Genomic DNA, 14,096 nt, shown 5'->3' on the forward strand with positions numbered 1-14,096 from the left:
ACCTCCGGACGGCTCAATCCGCCGGCTCTTTCAGCCGCTCTTCCATCATCGCCTTGAAAGCCGGGCGGGCATGGCAGCGGGCAAGCCAGGCCGAAACGCGTGGATGCTTCTCGAAGAGCTGTTTCTGGCTCATGGCGTAGCGGAAGACTTCCGCGAGGTTGAGGTCGGCTACGGTGAAGCGATCGCCAACCAGGTAGTCGCGCCCGTCGAGGTGCTCTTCCAGGCGAGTAAACACCTTGTCGAGGGACTTGGCGCAGGTAGTGATCGTTGCCCTGCCTTGGTCGGTTTCCTCAGTGCCGTAGTCGTAGGTGAGGATGATCTGCACCGCATGCGGCTCGACCTCCGTCGCCGCCCACATCGTCCAGTTGCCCATCAGTCCCTCTTCACGGATATCAGCCGGTCCCAGCGGGCCGCCGTATTTGCGCGCAAGGAAAAGATTGTTGGCAAGCGATTCCGTCAGTACGACGCCGTCGTCTTCGATCGCCGGAATCAGACCCATCGGGTTGACGGCGAGGAAGGCCGGCGACTTGGTGTTGATGGGCGCATCGGCGGCAAGCGGATCTGCAACCCGGCGCGCCTGGATGACCGGAACGGACGTGAAGGGGATTCCGAGCTCCCGCGCCATCCAGTAATTGCGCGATGCGCGCGAGCGATAGACTCCGTAGATCGTCAGCATGTCGTCCTCCCGTCGTTGCCGTGACCTTGTCTTAAGCCAAGCGTGCTGGACGGCGAAAGCCGGCGCCGCTGATACCACACATGAAATCTTTTGATAGGCCATGCGGCCCATTGCCCGCTTGCCTTTCGCGCCGTTGGTCTTTAGCTGTCGCAGTCGATTTTGGGGGCACTTTTGGCGCGACGGTTTCTAGGCGATCGGTTGACGGACATGGCGGCGCGTTTGCTCTGCGCGCTTGTCCTCGTCATCTCGGCCCTGATCCAGCAGCCGGCGGTCGCCATGCCGGTTGCGCCTGATACGACCGCCTACGCGCTTCCCGATGGAACGTTTGCCGATCTCTGCCTCACCGGCCACGACGATGCCGACGGAAAAGGTGGTACGAAAGGCCATGGATGCCAGTCCTGCTGCCTCGTCGCCTCCGCTGATCTGCCGGCGCCGTATCCGATCGCCGCACCACCGCTATCTCTCGCCTGGCATGTGTCGGTTCCTGCCAATGAACTTCTGTTTGTTCGCGGTGTGCTCCGCGGCGGCACAGGGCCTAGGGCGCCACCATCGGGTTTCTCCCTGATATCCGCTTGAGCGGCGGCTGACGGCCTCCCAGGCGTCGAAACTGCTGTTCGACGTCGCCGGCCGTGATCCGCGACCGACCCGACCATCACGAGGCGAAGCCGCGATAATGCGGATTTCCCGGAGAAACCCATGACAACCGCATCCTTTACCGGCGCCGCAGCGCAGCCGGTCGCCGCCGAGCGCGGCATTTCCCTCTATCGCGCCATCTGGCGCTGGCACTTCTTTGCCGGCCTGCTCGTCATCCCGTTCATGATCAGCCTGGCCGTCACCGGTGGCCTCTATCTCTTCAACGACGAGATCGACGATACCGTCTTCGCCTATCGCAACATCGTGCCTGCCGGGACCGAACGGCTGCCGCCTTCGGCGATCGTCGCCACCGCTGTCGAATCCGTGCCCGGCAGCGCCGCCGTCTCCTATCGCACACCCGCCGGTGCCGATCGCTCGGCGCGCGTCACGGTGGGTATCGGCAAGGCCAAAATGCTGGTCTTCGTCGATCCCTATACCGGCGCCATCCTCGATCACGTCGCGCCCACGGAAGAGTTCAATCAGGTGGTCGAGGACCTGCACAGCCTCGACTATTTCGGTAAGTCGGTCGAAACGATCATCGAGATTGTTGCGGGCTTTGCCATTCTGCTGGTCTTCACCGGCATTTATCTCTGGTGGCCGCGCCAGCAGACCGGCGGTGTGCTGACCGTGCGCGGCACGCCCGCGCGCCGCGTGTTCTGGCGTGACCTTCATGCCGTGACCGGCATCGTCGCCGGGCTGCTGATCGTCTTCCTCGCCTTCTCCGGTCTTCTGTGGTCCGGCTACTGGGGCGCCACCGTCAACGGCAAGCTGACGGCCATGGGGCTCGGCTATCCCGCGGTGCTTTGGGACCAGGTGCCAACCTCGACCAAGGTTTCGACCGATGTCCTCCCCAGGGCGAACTGGCTGATGGAGAATGCTCCGGTCCCGACGTCGAGCGGCGTCGGCGCCGAGCCGGTCGGCATAGACCGCGCGGTCGCGATCGCCGATGAGGCCGGCATGCTGCCCGGCTATGAGCTGGCGCTCCCGACCGATGAGAGCGGCGTCTACACGGCCGCGATCTTTCCGGCCGAGCTCGCACGGGAGCGCACGATCCACATCGACCAGTACTCCGGCAAACCGCTTGTCGATGTAGCCTTTGGCGATTACCCGGCGCTCGGAAAGGCGATCGAATGGAGCATCAACGTGCACAAGGGGCAGGAGTGGGGGCGCGCCAATCAGTTGTTGATGCTTGCCGCCTGCCTGTCCATCGTGCTCATCTCGCTCTCCGCCGTCGTCATGTGGTGGAAGCGTCGCCCGGCGGGGCGCGTCGGGGTGCCGCCGATGCCGCCGAAGCGCAGTGTCTATGCAGGATTGTGGATCATGGCCATTTTCTTTGGCCTCACTTTTCCGCTGACGGGGCTTGCGATCGTTATCATGGTGGTGGCCGACCAACTGCTGATGCTCGCGCCGGCGGCGCGCCGACGTCTGTCCTGAAATCGACGAAGGGGTGGCGCCGTCACCCCTTCTTTTCAGGCACGCAACTTGGAGATTGCAACCTCTGCACGATTTTTCTACAAGTTATTTAGGAAGGGCTAACTCTTGCTCGTCTAACGTGAAGTGGGGAAAGATCGACCAGCGACGCGGCTGAGCGCGTCGGGAGGCCTTGCTTGGCGAAGAACACGTCTCGCAATCCGCGATATGCCGCCTTAAATGCTGGCGGCAACGAGGATACACGTCGCCTGATCGATGCCAGCCATCGGCTGGCGGAAGAAGTTGCGCGGATCTTTCCGACCGAACCCGACATCGCCGACCGCCACTACTGGTTGGAGACGATGATCAACCATGTGCCCGACTACATCTATGCCAAGGATGTCGAAGGGCGGTTCCTCATCGCCAACCAGGTGACTGTTGCCGACAACGGCCTGGAAGGTCTCAAGGATATCGTCGGCAAGACCGACTTCGATCTCCATCCGCCGCACATGGCACAGGCGATCGCCGACATCGAGCGCCGCGTCATCGAAACCGGCGAACCGATTTTCGGCATCGAGGAACGGGCGATCGTCAGCAAGGGCCGCGACCGCTGGCTGATGACCTCCAAGGTGCCGCTGCGCAACAAGCGCGGCGAGATTGTCGGCGTCGTCGGCGTGTCGCGCGATATCTCCGACAGAAAGGCGGCCGAACGCCTGCTCGAAGGGCAGGCCCGCCTACTGGAAATGATCGCCAACAGCCGACCGCTCGACGAATTCTTCCGCGACATGATCCTGCTGATCGAGGCGCTGATGCCTGGCATCAAGGGGTCGGTGCTGTTGCTGTCGGCCGATGGCCGCCACCTGTTCCATGGCGCGGCACCAAGCCTCGACGAGAGCTATTGCGCGACGATCCATGGCGTCGAGATCGGCCCTCGCATGGGCTCCTGCGGCACGGCGGCCTGGCGCGGCGAACAGGTGATCGTCTCGGACATTCTCGCCGATCCTCTCTGGGACGATTATCGCGAGCTCGTTCGACCCTATGGTTTCCGCTCCTGCTGGTCGACTCCCATCCATTCGCGCGACCGCAAGGTGCTTGGCACATTTGCGCTCTATTCCGGCGCGGTCTGCGTTCCCAACGAAGGGCAGAAGGAGCTGATTGCGATGGCGGCGCATCTCGCCGGTATTGCAATCGAGCGCAAGCACGCGGAGGACCGTATCAGTTTCATGGCGCATCATGATGCGCTGACGGGCCTGCCCAACCGGGCGCTGTTCGAGGAGCAGGTCGCCGAGGCGCTGGAGGCCCTGCGCGGCACCGGTCAATGGGCGGTGCTCGCCTTCCTCGATCTCGATAATTTCAAGCTGGTCAACGATACGCTCGGCCATGCGGCCGGCGACGAGCTGTTGAAGGTCACCGCCTCCCGCATGCGCTCGTCGGTGCGCAAGTCGGATATGGTCGTGCGTGTCGGCGGCGACGAATTCATTCTGCTTCTGAACGGCCTTCCCTGCGAACGGGATGTCGTGCTGGCAAGGCTTGAAGATATTCGCCGCGCCATCGCGGGGCCGATGCAGATCGAGGGCCGAAGCCTGCAAGTCACCTGCAGCATGGGCGTCGCCTGCTTTCCCAATCAGGGCAAGACCGTCGGCGAGCTGCTCGCCAATGCCGACATGGCGATGTATCGGGCCAAGGAGCTCGGGCGCAACAATCTGCAGGTTTTTACCGAGGAAATGGCCGCCAAGGCGCACGAAAAGCTGCGTCAGCAGGAGGAGCTGCGCAGGGCGCTGGCACATGAAGAATTCTTTCTGCAGTTCCAGCCGCAGATGAACCTTGCGAATGGCCGCGTTTTCGCAGCCGAAGCCTTGCTTCGTTGGCGTCATCCAGAGCGGGGCACGGTCTCGCCGGCCGAGTTCATTCCGCTTGCCGAAGAAACCGGGCTGATCGTGCCGATCGGCGACTGGGTGCTGCGCGCCGCTTGCCGCCAGGCCAAGGACTGGCAGGATGACGGCCTGCCGCCGCTGATCGTTAGCGTCAACGTTTCGGCGCGCCAGTTCCGCGAGCGCAACTGGGCAGGTCACGTGGCGGCAATTCTCGCCGAAACCGGTCTTGAGCCCTGCTGTCTCGAGCTTGAGCTGACGGAAAGCCTGATCATGCAGGACGTGCCGGGGGCGATTGCCACCATGCATGAGCTGCAGGCGATCGGCGTGCACCTGGCAATCGACGATTTCGGCACCGGCTATTCTAGCCTCAGCGCCTTGAAGCGCTTCCCGGTGCGCCGCCTTAAGATCGACCGGTCCTTCGTTGCGGATATTCCTGTCGATCTCGACGACAACGCGATCACCGCGGCGATCATCTCACTCGCCCAAAATCTTGGCCTGCGCGTCATCGCCGAAGGTGTGGAAAACCAGGCCCAGGTCGAGTTCCTGCGCCAGAGCGGCTGTGACGAGATCCAAGGCTATTTCTTCAGCCGGCCGCTCTCCGCGCCGGATTTTGAAACACTGATGCGCCAGCCACGTTTCAACGCTCACAGCGTCTGAGTTCTCTTCGTTTCACGCCAAGACGCAAGCTTCGGTCCAGCCGGAAATGCAAGCATCGCCCCATTCCGAGGGGCTGTGCGTAGTATTTCGTTAAGCAATTTCATGCAGCACTCCTCAGGCCGCACTCAAGCCCTTCAGAGTTCGATGTCCTCTTCAGTCGTCTTCTCCCGCCGTCAGTTTCTCCGCTCGTCCGGATTGGCTCTTGCCTCCGCCGGTCTTGCAGGCTGCACCTCCTCGATGAACACGGACGTCTTCCGCTATGAGACGGCGCCTGTGTTCCGCAATCCTGCGCTCGAGGGACGCTTTACCGATCCGCGCGCCGGAGGCGTTTATGAGGGGCAGGATGGCCCAGGGCCAGTTCCGACCGGCCTGCCGCCGCAGGGCCTCTATGTTTCGGACATTTATGCCTCCATGTACGACGGCGGCTATCAGGTGCCGGAGGTACCGTTCCGTCAGATCGACGCGCGCTTCTATCGTCAGGAGGTCAGCGATCCCTTTGGCGAACAGCCGGGAACGATCGTCGTCGATACCGGTGACCGCTACCTCTATCTGATCCAGCCAGGGGGCAGGGCGCTGCGTTATGGCGTTGGTCTCGGCCGTGAAGGTTTCGCCTGGTCGGGCCGCGGCGTCATCCAGTGGAAGCAGAAGTGGCCGCGCTGGACCCCGCCGGACAGCATGGTCGCCCGCCAGCCGCAGCTGAAACCCTATTCGGCCAAGAATGGCGGTATGGCGCCGGGCCTCAACAACCCGCTCGGTTCACGCGCGCTCTACATCTTCCAGAATGGTCAGGACACGCTCTACCGCGTCCACGGAACGCCGGAATGGAAGTCGATCGGCAAGGCCGTCTCGTCCGGCTGCGTTCGCATGCTCAATCAGGATGTCATGGACCTCTACGATCGCGTGCGTGGCAAGGCGCCGATCCTCGTCATCTAACAACCACGGGCGTCGTCGCTCACTGCATCCCGCCAGTCACGAGGGGCGGCCTCTGCAAATCCGGTTGCAGTCAGTCCGCGCCGTGGCCGGAATTGAGCTGCCGCGTCAACTGATGCAGCGTCTCGCGGATTTCGCCCGCTTCTTCCAGGCTGCAGCCTGAAGCCTTGCCGATATCTATGAGAATACCGAAGGCCTCGCTTTTCAAATCGCGGCCTTTCTCCGTGAGGCGAACGATTACCTGTCGCTCATCACCTGGGTCGCGCTGCCGCGCGACAAAGCCGGCTGCCTCCAGGCGTTTCAGAAGCGGCGACAGTGTTCCGGAATCGAGCCCTATCTCCTCGCCAATGCGCTTCACCGTCATTTCGTCCTGTTGCCATAGCGCAAGCAGCACGAGATATTGCGGGTAGGTGAGGCCGAAACGATCGAGCAGCGGCTTATAGGCACGATTGAAGGCATGCGCCGCCGAATAGACGGCAAAGCAGAGCTGCTTGCCGAGCGACAGCGCCTCCTCCGGAATGGTATCTATATGTGCCGCTTTGTTTGCCATGGTCGCATTCTCGCAAAAACAGGGCGAAAATGCAATTTGCAAAATTAATTTGCACGCAATTGAATTTTGCGCTATCTAACCCTCATCCACTTGGAAACAAAGGAGACCGCCAATGCCTATTCTCTACCGCACCACTGCATCCGCAACCGGTGGCCGTGCTGGCCAGGCCAAGAGCGCCGATGGCGTTCTCGATGTCACTCTTACTGTGCCGAAGGAACTTGGCGGCGACGGCGCCCGCGGCACCAATCCTGAACAGCTCTTTGCCGCCGGCTACTCGGCCTGCTTCCTCGGCGCCCTGAAGTTCGTCGCCGGCAAGGAGAAGGTAAAGCTTCCGGAAGACACGAAAGTGACGGGAACAGTCGGCATTGGTCCGCGCGAAGATGGCACCGGCTTCGGTATCGATGCCGCGCTTGAGATTACGTCTCCGGGCGTCGACAAGGCGGTTCTCGAAGACCTCGTCCAGAAGGCGCATATCGTTTGCCCCTATAGCCACGCGACCAAGGGCAATATCGACGTCAAGCTGACGGTCGCCTGATATTTGAATTCCAGTCGGAATCCAAAAGCCCGGCGGATCGTTCCGCCGGGCTTTTGTGTTGTCAGGGATAATGATGTTCCACGCGGGCGCTGCATCAGGTGGCTGCCGACGGAGAAGGCCGTCGGCCGTGGGCTATGCCTTCTTCAAAAACTCGGTGCGCAGCACCAGGCCCTTGATCTTCTCCACCCGGCATTCGACTTCATCAGGGTTGTCGGTGAGGCGAATACCCTTGACCATCGTGCCGCGCTTCAGCGTCGTCGAGGTGCCCTTGACCTTCAGATCCTTGATCAGGGTAACGTTGTCGCCGTCCTGGAGGATGGCGCCGTTCGAATCCTTAACGTCCATGCGAATGTTCCTTTCAAAATAACGACGCGCCTCGATCGAAATCAGGGCGCGGGCAAAATATCGACCTCAAGCATTGCCGGTTGCCGCGGCTATGTTCAGCGTCGGCTGAGGCTGCCGAGGATGCCGCGCACCAGGGCGCGGCCGACCTGGGTCGCGACGGTGCGAGCGACCGATTTCATCGCGGCTTCGACGACCGTCTCGCGCTGGTAGCCGGAGCTGCGTGGCCGCGCCTGCTTGCCCGCTGGTGCCGCCGCCTCGTCGTCGCCGAAGCCGGGCAGCGTCCAGCGGCTGCCGCCGGTATTCGCTTCCGTTGTCTGCTGTTCGGCCTGTTCTTGTGCTTGCGCCTGCGCTTCGGCCGTCTTCTTGGCGCGCGCGGTCAGCATCTCATAGGCCGATTCGCGGTCGAAATCTTCGTCATAGAGACCGCGGACCGGGCTCACATCCATTACCTTTTGCCGCTCGGCCTCGGTCAGCGGACCGACGCGCGATTGCGGCGGGCGCACCAGCGTGCGCTCGACCATCGACGGCGCACCCTTGCCTTCGAGCGTCGAGACCAGCGCCTCGCCGGTGCCGAGATTGGTGATCACGGTGGCGCAGTCGAAGTCCGGGTTCGGGCGGAAGGTGTCAGCGGCGGTCTTCACCGCCTTCTGGTCGCGCGGCGTATAGGCGCGAAGCGCGTGCTGAACGCGGTTACCGAGCTGGCCGAGGATCGTTTCCGGCACGTCGAGCGGGTTTTGCGTGACGAAGTAGACGCCCACGCCCTTGGAGCGGATCAGGCGCACGACCTGTTCGACACGCTCCGTCAGCACCTTCGGCGCATCGTTGAAAAGCAGATGCGCCTCGTCGAAGAAGAACACCAGCTTCGGCTTGTCCGGGTCGCCCACCTCAGGCAGTTCCTCGAACAGTTCCGAAAGCAGCCAAAGCAGGAAGGTCGCATAGAGCCGCGGGTTCATCATCAGCTTGTCGGCCGCCAGCACCGAGATCGCGCCGCGCCCGTCATTGGTCGTGCGCATGATGTCGGTGATCTTCAGCGCCGGTTCGCCGAAGAAATGTTCGGCGCCCTGCTGTTCGAGGATCAGGAGTTCGCGTTGGATCGAACCGACCGAGGCCTTGGAGATGAAACCGAACTGATTGGAGAGCGCGCTGGCATTGTCGCCCATGTAGTTGAGCAGCGCCTGCAGATCTTTCAGGTCGAGCAGCGGCAGACCGCCCTCATCGGCGATCTTGAAGGCGATGTTGAGCACGCCTTCCTGCGCATCCGTGGCGTTCATCAGCCGCGAAAGGAGCAGGGGCCCCATTTCCGACATGGTGGTGCGGACGCGATGGCCCTTCTCGCCGTAGAGATCCCAGAAGATGACCGGGAATTCCTGGAACTCGTAAGGATTTGTCGGCAGGCCGATCTGCTCGGCGCGCTTCAGGATGAAATCCTTGGGCTCGCCGATCGCGCCGATGCCGGAGAGATCGCCCTTGACGTCGGCGCAGAAGACGGGGACGCCGGCATTGGCAAAACCTTCGGCGAGGACCTGCAGGGTGATCGTCTTGCCGGTGCCGGTGGCGCCGGTGATCAGGCCGTGGCGGTTGCCGAACTTGAGTTCCAGATACTCGCCCTTGTTGATCGAATCATCAGGCTTGCGGCTGGTGCCGATAAAGAGCTTGCCTTCTTCCAACATGTGGGCTTCATCTCCGTTTCATCAATGAAAGCGGGCGGTTCGCGGTTGATCGCAAGTGCCCGTCATCGAAATGTGCCTGGTTTTCTGTTATAGGTGCTGCGGTTGCGCCCGGCAACAAGGCTGTGCCAGCGCGCGACCGGAAAGCGGCGTTATCGACGGGCCGATAGTCACTGCTCACGGCTTGTTATTTGGTGGGCGATCATTTACCTTGACGTCAACGTCAAAATCCAAGTGAGGGAGTTTTTCCATGAATGAACTGGTCACGCGCGTCGCGGAGAATGTCGGCATCGAGCCTGCAACGGCCGAAAAGGCTGTCGGCATGATCCTCGGCTTCCTGCAGCGCGAAGCCGCTGACGGCCCGGTTGCCCAGATGATCGAAGCGATTCCGGGCGCCTCCGAGCTCATCGCCCAGTACAATGGCGAAGGCACGGGTGGCGGCGGTCTGCTCGGCGGCCTGATGTCGGCGATCGGCGGCGGCGGCGTCATGGCGCTCGGCCAGCAGCTGATGAGCCAGGGTCTCGGCATGGGCGAAATCACCTCGCTCGCCAAGGAGACCATCGCCTTTGCCAAGGAAAAGGCAGGCGATGAAGTGGTCGACGAAGTCGTCGCCTCGGTTCCGGGCCTCAGCCAGTTCGTCTGATCCGCGGACAATCCGCCGGAAATGCCGAACCCACCGGTTTGCCGCCGGTGGGTTTTTCTTTGCGATTCGCTCTTTGCATGCAGGCCATCATCGCCGTTGGGCCTTGCTTCGCAGGGCCTGCTCCAGTGTGTTTGCAAGCACGATGCAGAGAAGGGCGCCGACGCCGATGAAGGCCGCGCCCGAGGACCAGCCGTTGCGTTCGATCGCCGTTCCGACCGCGACCGGCCCGACGAGCTGCCCCAGATTGCTGCCCTGCATCAGCAGCCCCATTGCCAACGGCGCAAGCGCCGGACGCGGCGACAGGATCGGCACCGACGAGATCAGCGTGGCGGGGATCAGGCCGCCGATCGCGGAAAACAGCACGCAAAGTCCGAAGATCAGATTTCCGCCTGACTGGCTCAGGAAGATCCATAGGCCGAACACACCTGTCAGCAAGGCAGCGCTGGCGATCAACCGGCCGCGGGCAAAGCCGCGAGACAGCAGATGGCCGGCGGCAAGATTGCCGATGACGTTCACCAGTGTGATGATGGCGCTGAGGAGGCCGACGGTCCCGAGCGAGACGTGCATACGCTGGACCAACAGGATCGGCAGGAAGCTGGAAAGCGTGAAGCTCATCAGGCTGTAGAGCGAAAATAGAACGAAAAGCAGCACCGGGCCGCGGCTTGTAAGCGTTTCGGTCGCATCATCCCGGAAGCTGGCGGCGATGCTGGATGTTTCCCGAGACGGCGACACGGCCAGGAAGATGGAAACCAGGCTTGCCAGCGTGATCAGCCCGTTGCTCCGCCAGATCGCTTGCCAATCGGCAAAAAGTGGCCCGGTCAACATCGCGACCGCCATGCCCGCGGGCATGAAGCAGCTCCAGAGCGAAAAGACGAGGTCGCGGCGATCCGATGTCACCAGGCGCATCAGGATGGCCGGACCGGCGACGACGACGAGCAGGAACCCGAAGCCCTCGACGATGCGTGACAGAAGAAGCAGCGCGAAGGCGTGGCTGGCCGCTCCACCGAAGGAGCCGAGGGCCAACATGGCCATCCCGATGGCGAGCAGGCGCCGATCGCCGGCCGACGCGACGAACGCGCCCGCCGTCATGCCGCCGACGACGCCGACGATGGCGAAGACCGAGGTGATCCAGCCGAGGGCGGGGAGATCGAGCCCGAGGTCGGACTGAAGCAACGGACCGGCAATCAGCCCCTTGCCGACCTGCATGGCCGCGACCACGCCGGCGGCAACAACCGTCATCACGCCCGCCCAATCTGTTCTCTCCCGAACGAAGGTTGTGGCCGTGGCCATCAGGCAAGCTCCGCAACGCGCGCACGACCGGCGACCAGCGCCGCCGCCAGGTCTGCGACGTGGCGGCCCTGGAAGCGTGCGCCTTCCAGCTCGTTGGCGCTTGGCCGACGGTCGCCGCCGTTGCCGTCGTCGGCGAGCGTCGAGGCGCCGTAGGGCGAGCCGCCGGTGATTTCGTCCATGCGCATCTGACCCTTGAAGCTGTAGGGTAGGCCGGCAATCACCATGCCGAGATGGAGAAGCACGGTATGGGTGGCGAGGATCGTCGATTCCTGGCCGCCATGCTGGCTTCCGGTCGAGGTGAAGACGCTGCCGATGCGGCCGACCAAGGCGTCGCGCGCCCAGATACCGCCCGCCTGATCGAGGAAGTTTTTCATCTGCGCGGCCATGTTGCCGAAGCGTGTCGGCGTGCCGATGATGATCGCGTCATAGTCCGGCAGTTCCGCGACGGTCGCGACCGGCGCGTCCTGAGCGCGTTTGTAGCCCGCCTTGATGGCAACGGCTTCCGGCACGATTTCGGGCACCCGCTTGAGCACGGCGGTGGCGCCCGCGGCGCGCGCGCCCTCGGCAACCGCCCCCGCCATCGTCTCGATATGACCGTAGGATGAGTAGTAGAGCACGAGTATCCTGGCCATCGGGCCTTCCTTCCTGCTGAGCACTTGCTGTTCGGAAAAGAAGATGGATGCTTTCCATGATCTGTTGAAGTGATATAAATTTCATCAAGTTGATCTATGGAATCGATCATGCTGGATGCCCTGACACTCGATCAGATGCGGACCTTCGTGACCGTCGCCGAAAGCGGGAGTTTCCGTGCGGGTGCCGCGAAACTCTCACGCGTGCAGTCTGCGGTCAGCCACGCCATCGCCAATCTCGAGGCGGAGCTTGGCGTCGCCCTATTCGACCGTTCCGGACACAGACCGGTGTTGACACAGGAAGGGCAGGCGCTGCTTGCCAATGCCCGCGATATCCTGCTGCGGGTGGACGCTATGCGGGCCCGCGCGCGCGGGCTTGGCGAGGGCATCGAGTTGGAGCTTTCCGTGATCGTCGACACGCTCTTCCCGATCGAGACGGTCGGGTTGGCCCTGAACGAGATGCGGACGATCTACCCCAATGTTTCGATCAGGCTTGCGGTTTCACCGCTGGGCGGACCGCTGGATGGCCTCGTCGAACGCCGCTTCACCCTCGGCATCATGGTCGGAGAGGATTTCCGCGATCCGGCCATCGCCCGCCAGGCGCTTTCGACGGTTCAGATCGTTGCAGTCGTTGCCGCGCATCATCCCTTGGGGCTGAGTGCCGCCGATGGCGCACTCGAAAACGCCGCGCTTGCCGACCACCTTCAGATCGTGCAGTCCGATCCGTCGCAGCGGACAGTGGGGCGGGATTTCGGCGTGCTCTCGCCGCAGACCTGTCGCGTCAGCAGCCAGGATACGAAACATGCGATGATCCGCACCGGTCTCGGTTGGGGCCGGCTGCCGCTCTGGCAGGTGGAGCGGGATCTCGAAGAGCGCCGGCTGGTGCGCATGCCGACGACGGCCCTTGGCCGCAACAGTCAGGTCGGTGCCGAGGCCTACTTGGTGCATCGGATCGATGAGCCGCTCGGGCCGGCCGCCCGTGTTTTCGGTGAGGCGCTTGCCTTGCGCTGCGCCGAGGCCTAACGGCGCCTTGCCACTGCAAACATCAGCGTGAAGATGACGAGGACGGCGCCCACGCCGAGCGGGCCGGCGATAGGGTCGATGAAGTTCATCAGCGCGCCGGTGGCGCCCGACCCTGCAGCGCTGCCGGCGGCATAGGCGAGCGAAAAGGCGGCGCTGCCGGCCACCAGCATGCTGCCGCGATATTCTTCGCCAAGCATCGTCAGGGCGGCCGTGTAGAGCGCGAAGCTGGCAGCGCCGATGAAGGCGAATGTCAGCAGCAACGCCACGTTCGAAGACAGGAACGGCACCAGAAGGTAGCCGGTGGCGGCGACGGCGGCTGCTGAGATCGCCACGCGGCGGCGCGGCAGCCGGTCGAGAAGCACGCCGATGAAGGGCTGCGCCAGCGCGGTCGGGATCGCAAGCGCCGTCACGCTGAGCGCGGCAAAGGCCTGGCTGTGGCCCGTCTTGACGAAGTAGACCGGCATGGCCGAGATCGCCGCGATATCGGCAAAGCCGAACATCAGCACCATGAGGATCAGCATCGGTGCCTTCTTGAAGAAGGCGAAGAGGTCGCGTGTCGAGGAAGGTTCGGGGCGCGTGCGTGCGCCCATGGTCAAGAGGCCGGTGAGGAAGGCGACGAGCGCGATATAGATCGCCAGCAGCGCAAAGCCGAGGCCGCCGCTGGTGCCGAGCAACGGGATCGCCAGCGGACCGGCGGCAAAGCCGCCACACATGCCGGCGCCGTAAAGGCCGGAAACGCGACCGCGCAGCCGGTCGGGACAGGCCGTGTTCAGCCAGGCTTCGCCGAGCATGAACACCATGCTGACGAAGAAGCCGAGGGCGAAACGGGCGATAAACCAGATGGGAAGCTCTGACGTCGAGGCAAGCGTCGCGAGACAGATGGAACAGCCGCAGAGGCTGGCGATGATCAGCCGGTCGGCGGAGGCAAGCCGCGTCAACCGGCCGAGAAGCAGGGTTGCCACGCCGAGACCGGCGGCAAAGCCCATGGCATTGAGGCCGATCATGCCGGCAGTGACGCCACGGCTTTCAAGCGAAAGCGAGATTAGCGGATAGGTGAGCCCCTGTGCCACCGAGAAGGCGGTGACCCCCAGGACGACGGCGATGATCGCCGGCCAGTCGGGAGCGAAATCGCTCGTCTGCGCCTCATGCAAAGACATCGCCCCCTCCCTCTGATCGGTGCCTGCGGGCCATGTCCATATCGTATCCGCCGCCGGCTGGGAATTGGTCGGCGGCG

At 63.2% G+C, this 14,096-nt stretch carries 14 protein-coding genes; 7 read left to right on the forward strand and 7 right to left on the reverse strand.

Annotated elements, in window-relative coordinates; all coding sequences use genetic code 11:
- Positions 1–13: 13 nt before the first annotated feature.
- Positions 14–676 carry a glutathione S-transferase family protein gene (locus ACTJKE_RS01675; RefSeq protein WP_057250540.1) on the reverse strand — a complete coding sequence of 221 codons (663 nt, stop codon included), beginning with the start codon at positions 674–676 and terminating at the stop codon, positions 14–16.
- A gap of 207 nt (positions 677–883) precedes the next feature.
- Between ACTJKE_RS01675 and ACTJKE_RS01680 the strand changes: the two genes are divergently transcribed.
- The 4 genes from ACTJKE_RS01680 (at position 884) to ACTJKE_RS01695 (ending at position 6,183) form a co-directional block, all read left to right on the forward strand.
- Positions 884–1,252: a hypothetical protein gene (locus ACTJKE_RS01680; protein ID WP_162728052.1), complete on the forward strand. Its 369-nt coding sequence runs from the start codon at positions 884–886 to the stop codon at positions 1,250–1,252.
- Between the two features lie 120 nt (positions 1,253–1,372).
- A complete protein-coding gene (locus tag ACTJKE_RS01685; RefSeq protein ID WP_058320338.1) occupies positions 1,373–2,743 on the forward strand; it encodes a PepSY-associated TM helix domain-containing protein in 1,371 nt (456 codons plus the stop codon).
- Between the two features lie 173 nt (positions 2,744–2,916).
- Complete coding sequence (locus ACTJKE_RS01690; RefSeq protein ID WP_440691079.1) at positions 2,917–5,250, forward strand: EAL domain-containing protein; 2,334 nt, start codon at positions 2,917–2,919, stop codon at positions 5,248–5,250.
- 144 nt (positions 5,251–5,394) lie between these two features.
- Positions 5,395–6,183: a L,D-transpeptidase family protein gene (locus ACTJKE_RS01695; protein WP_112995366.1), complete on the forward strand. Its 789-nt coding sequence runs from the start codon at positions 5,395–5,397 to the stop codon at positions 6,181–6,183.
- 70 nt (positions 6,184–6,253) lie between these two features.
- On the opposite strand, the gene ACTJKE_RS01700 is transcribed toward ACTJKE_RS01695, so the two are convergent.
- A complete protein-coding gene (locus tag ACTJKE_RS01700; RefSeq protein WP_057250530.1) occupies positions 6,254–6,730 on the reverse strand; it encodes a MarR family winged helix-turn-helix transcriptional regulator in 477 nt (158 codons plus the stop codon).
- Positions 6,731–6,842: 112 nt separating this feature from the next.
- Here ACTJKE_RS01700 and ACTJKE_RS01705 point away from each other — a divergent pair, with 112 nt between their 5' ends.
- The gene (locus ACTJKE_RS01705) at positions 6,843–7,265 is read left to right on the forward strand and encodes an organic hydroperoxide resistance protein (RefSeq protein ID WP_057250528.1); all 423 of its coding nucleotides are present in this window, start codon (positions 6,843–6,845) and stop codon (positions 7,263–7,265) included.
- Between the two features lie 132 nt (positions 7,266–7,397).
- Here ACTJKE_RS01705 and ACTJKE_RS01710 read toward each other — a convergent pair whose 3' ends face one another.
- Positions 7,398–7,610: an alkylphosphonate utilization protein gene (locus tag ACTJKE_RS01710; protein ID WP_057250526.1), complete on the reverse strand. Its 213-nt coding sequence runs from the start codon at positions 7,608–7,610 to the stop codon at positions 7,398–7,400.
- Positions 7,611–7,705: 95 nt separating this feature from the next.
- Complete coding sequence (locus ACTJKE_RS01715; protein WP_057250524.1) at positions 7,706–9,280, reverse strand: helicase HerA-like C-terminal domain-containing protein; 1,575 nt, start codon at positions 9,278–9,280, stop codon at positions 7,706–7,708.
- A 247-nt stretch (positions 9,281–9,527) separates the two neighbouring features.
- Between ACTJKE_RS01715 and ACTJKE_RS01720 the strand changes: the two genes are divergently transcribed.
- The gene (locus ACTJKE_RS01720; RefSeq protein WP_057250522.1) at positions 9,528–9,920 is read left to right on the forward strand and encodes a DUF2780 domain-containing protein; all 393 of its coding nucleotides are present in this window, start codon (positions 9,528–9,530) and stop codon (positions 9,918–9,920) included.
- Between the two features lie 87 nt (positions 9,921–10,007).
- Here the strand turns inward: ACTJKE_RS01720 and ACTJKE_RS01725 are convergent, their stop codons facing one another.
- The gene (locus ACTJKE_RS01725; RefSeq protein WP_440635513.1) at positions 10,008–11,210 is read right to left on the reverse strand and encodes an MFS transporter; all 1,203 of its coding nucleotides are present in this window, start codon (positions 11,208–11,210) and stop codon (positions 10,008–10,010) included.
- On the reverse strand, positions 11,210–11,842 hold the full coding sequence (gene wrbA / locus ACTJKE_RS01730; RefSeq protein WP_058320337.1) for an NAD(P)H:quinone oxidoreductase: 633 nt from the start codon (positions 11,840–11,842) through the stop codon (positions 11,210–11,212). The genes ACTJKE_RS01725 and wrbA overlap by 1 nt, the downstream gene beginning before the upstream one ends.
- A gap of 108 nt (positions 11,843–11,950) precedes the next feature.
- On the opposite strand from wrbA, the gene ACTJKE_RS01735 reads away from it, so the two are divergent.
- A complete protein-coding gene (locus ACTJKE_RS01735) occupies positions 11,951–12,862 on the forward strand; it encodes a LysR family transcriptional regulator (protein WP_112995470.1) in 912 nt (303 codons plus the stop codon).
- Here ACTJKE_RS01735 and ACTJKE_RS01740 read toward each other — a convergent pair.
- On the reverse strand, positions 12,859–14,019 hold the full coding sequence (locus tag ACTJKE_RS01740; protein WP_112995367.1) for an MFS transporter: 1,161 nt from the start codon (positions 14,017–14,019) through the stop codon (positions 12,859–12,861). The two genes, ACTJKE_RS01735 and ACTJKE_RS01740, sit on opposite strands and share 4 nt — an antisense overlap.
- Positions 14,020–14,096: the final 77 nt, after the last annotated feature.

Origin of the sequence: Ensifer sp. 22521 (genome assembly GCF_052044795.1) — a bacterium.
GTDB lineage: Bacteria > Pseudomonadota > Alphaproteobacteria > Rhizobiales > Rhizobiaceae > Ensifer.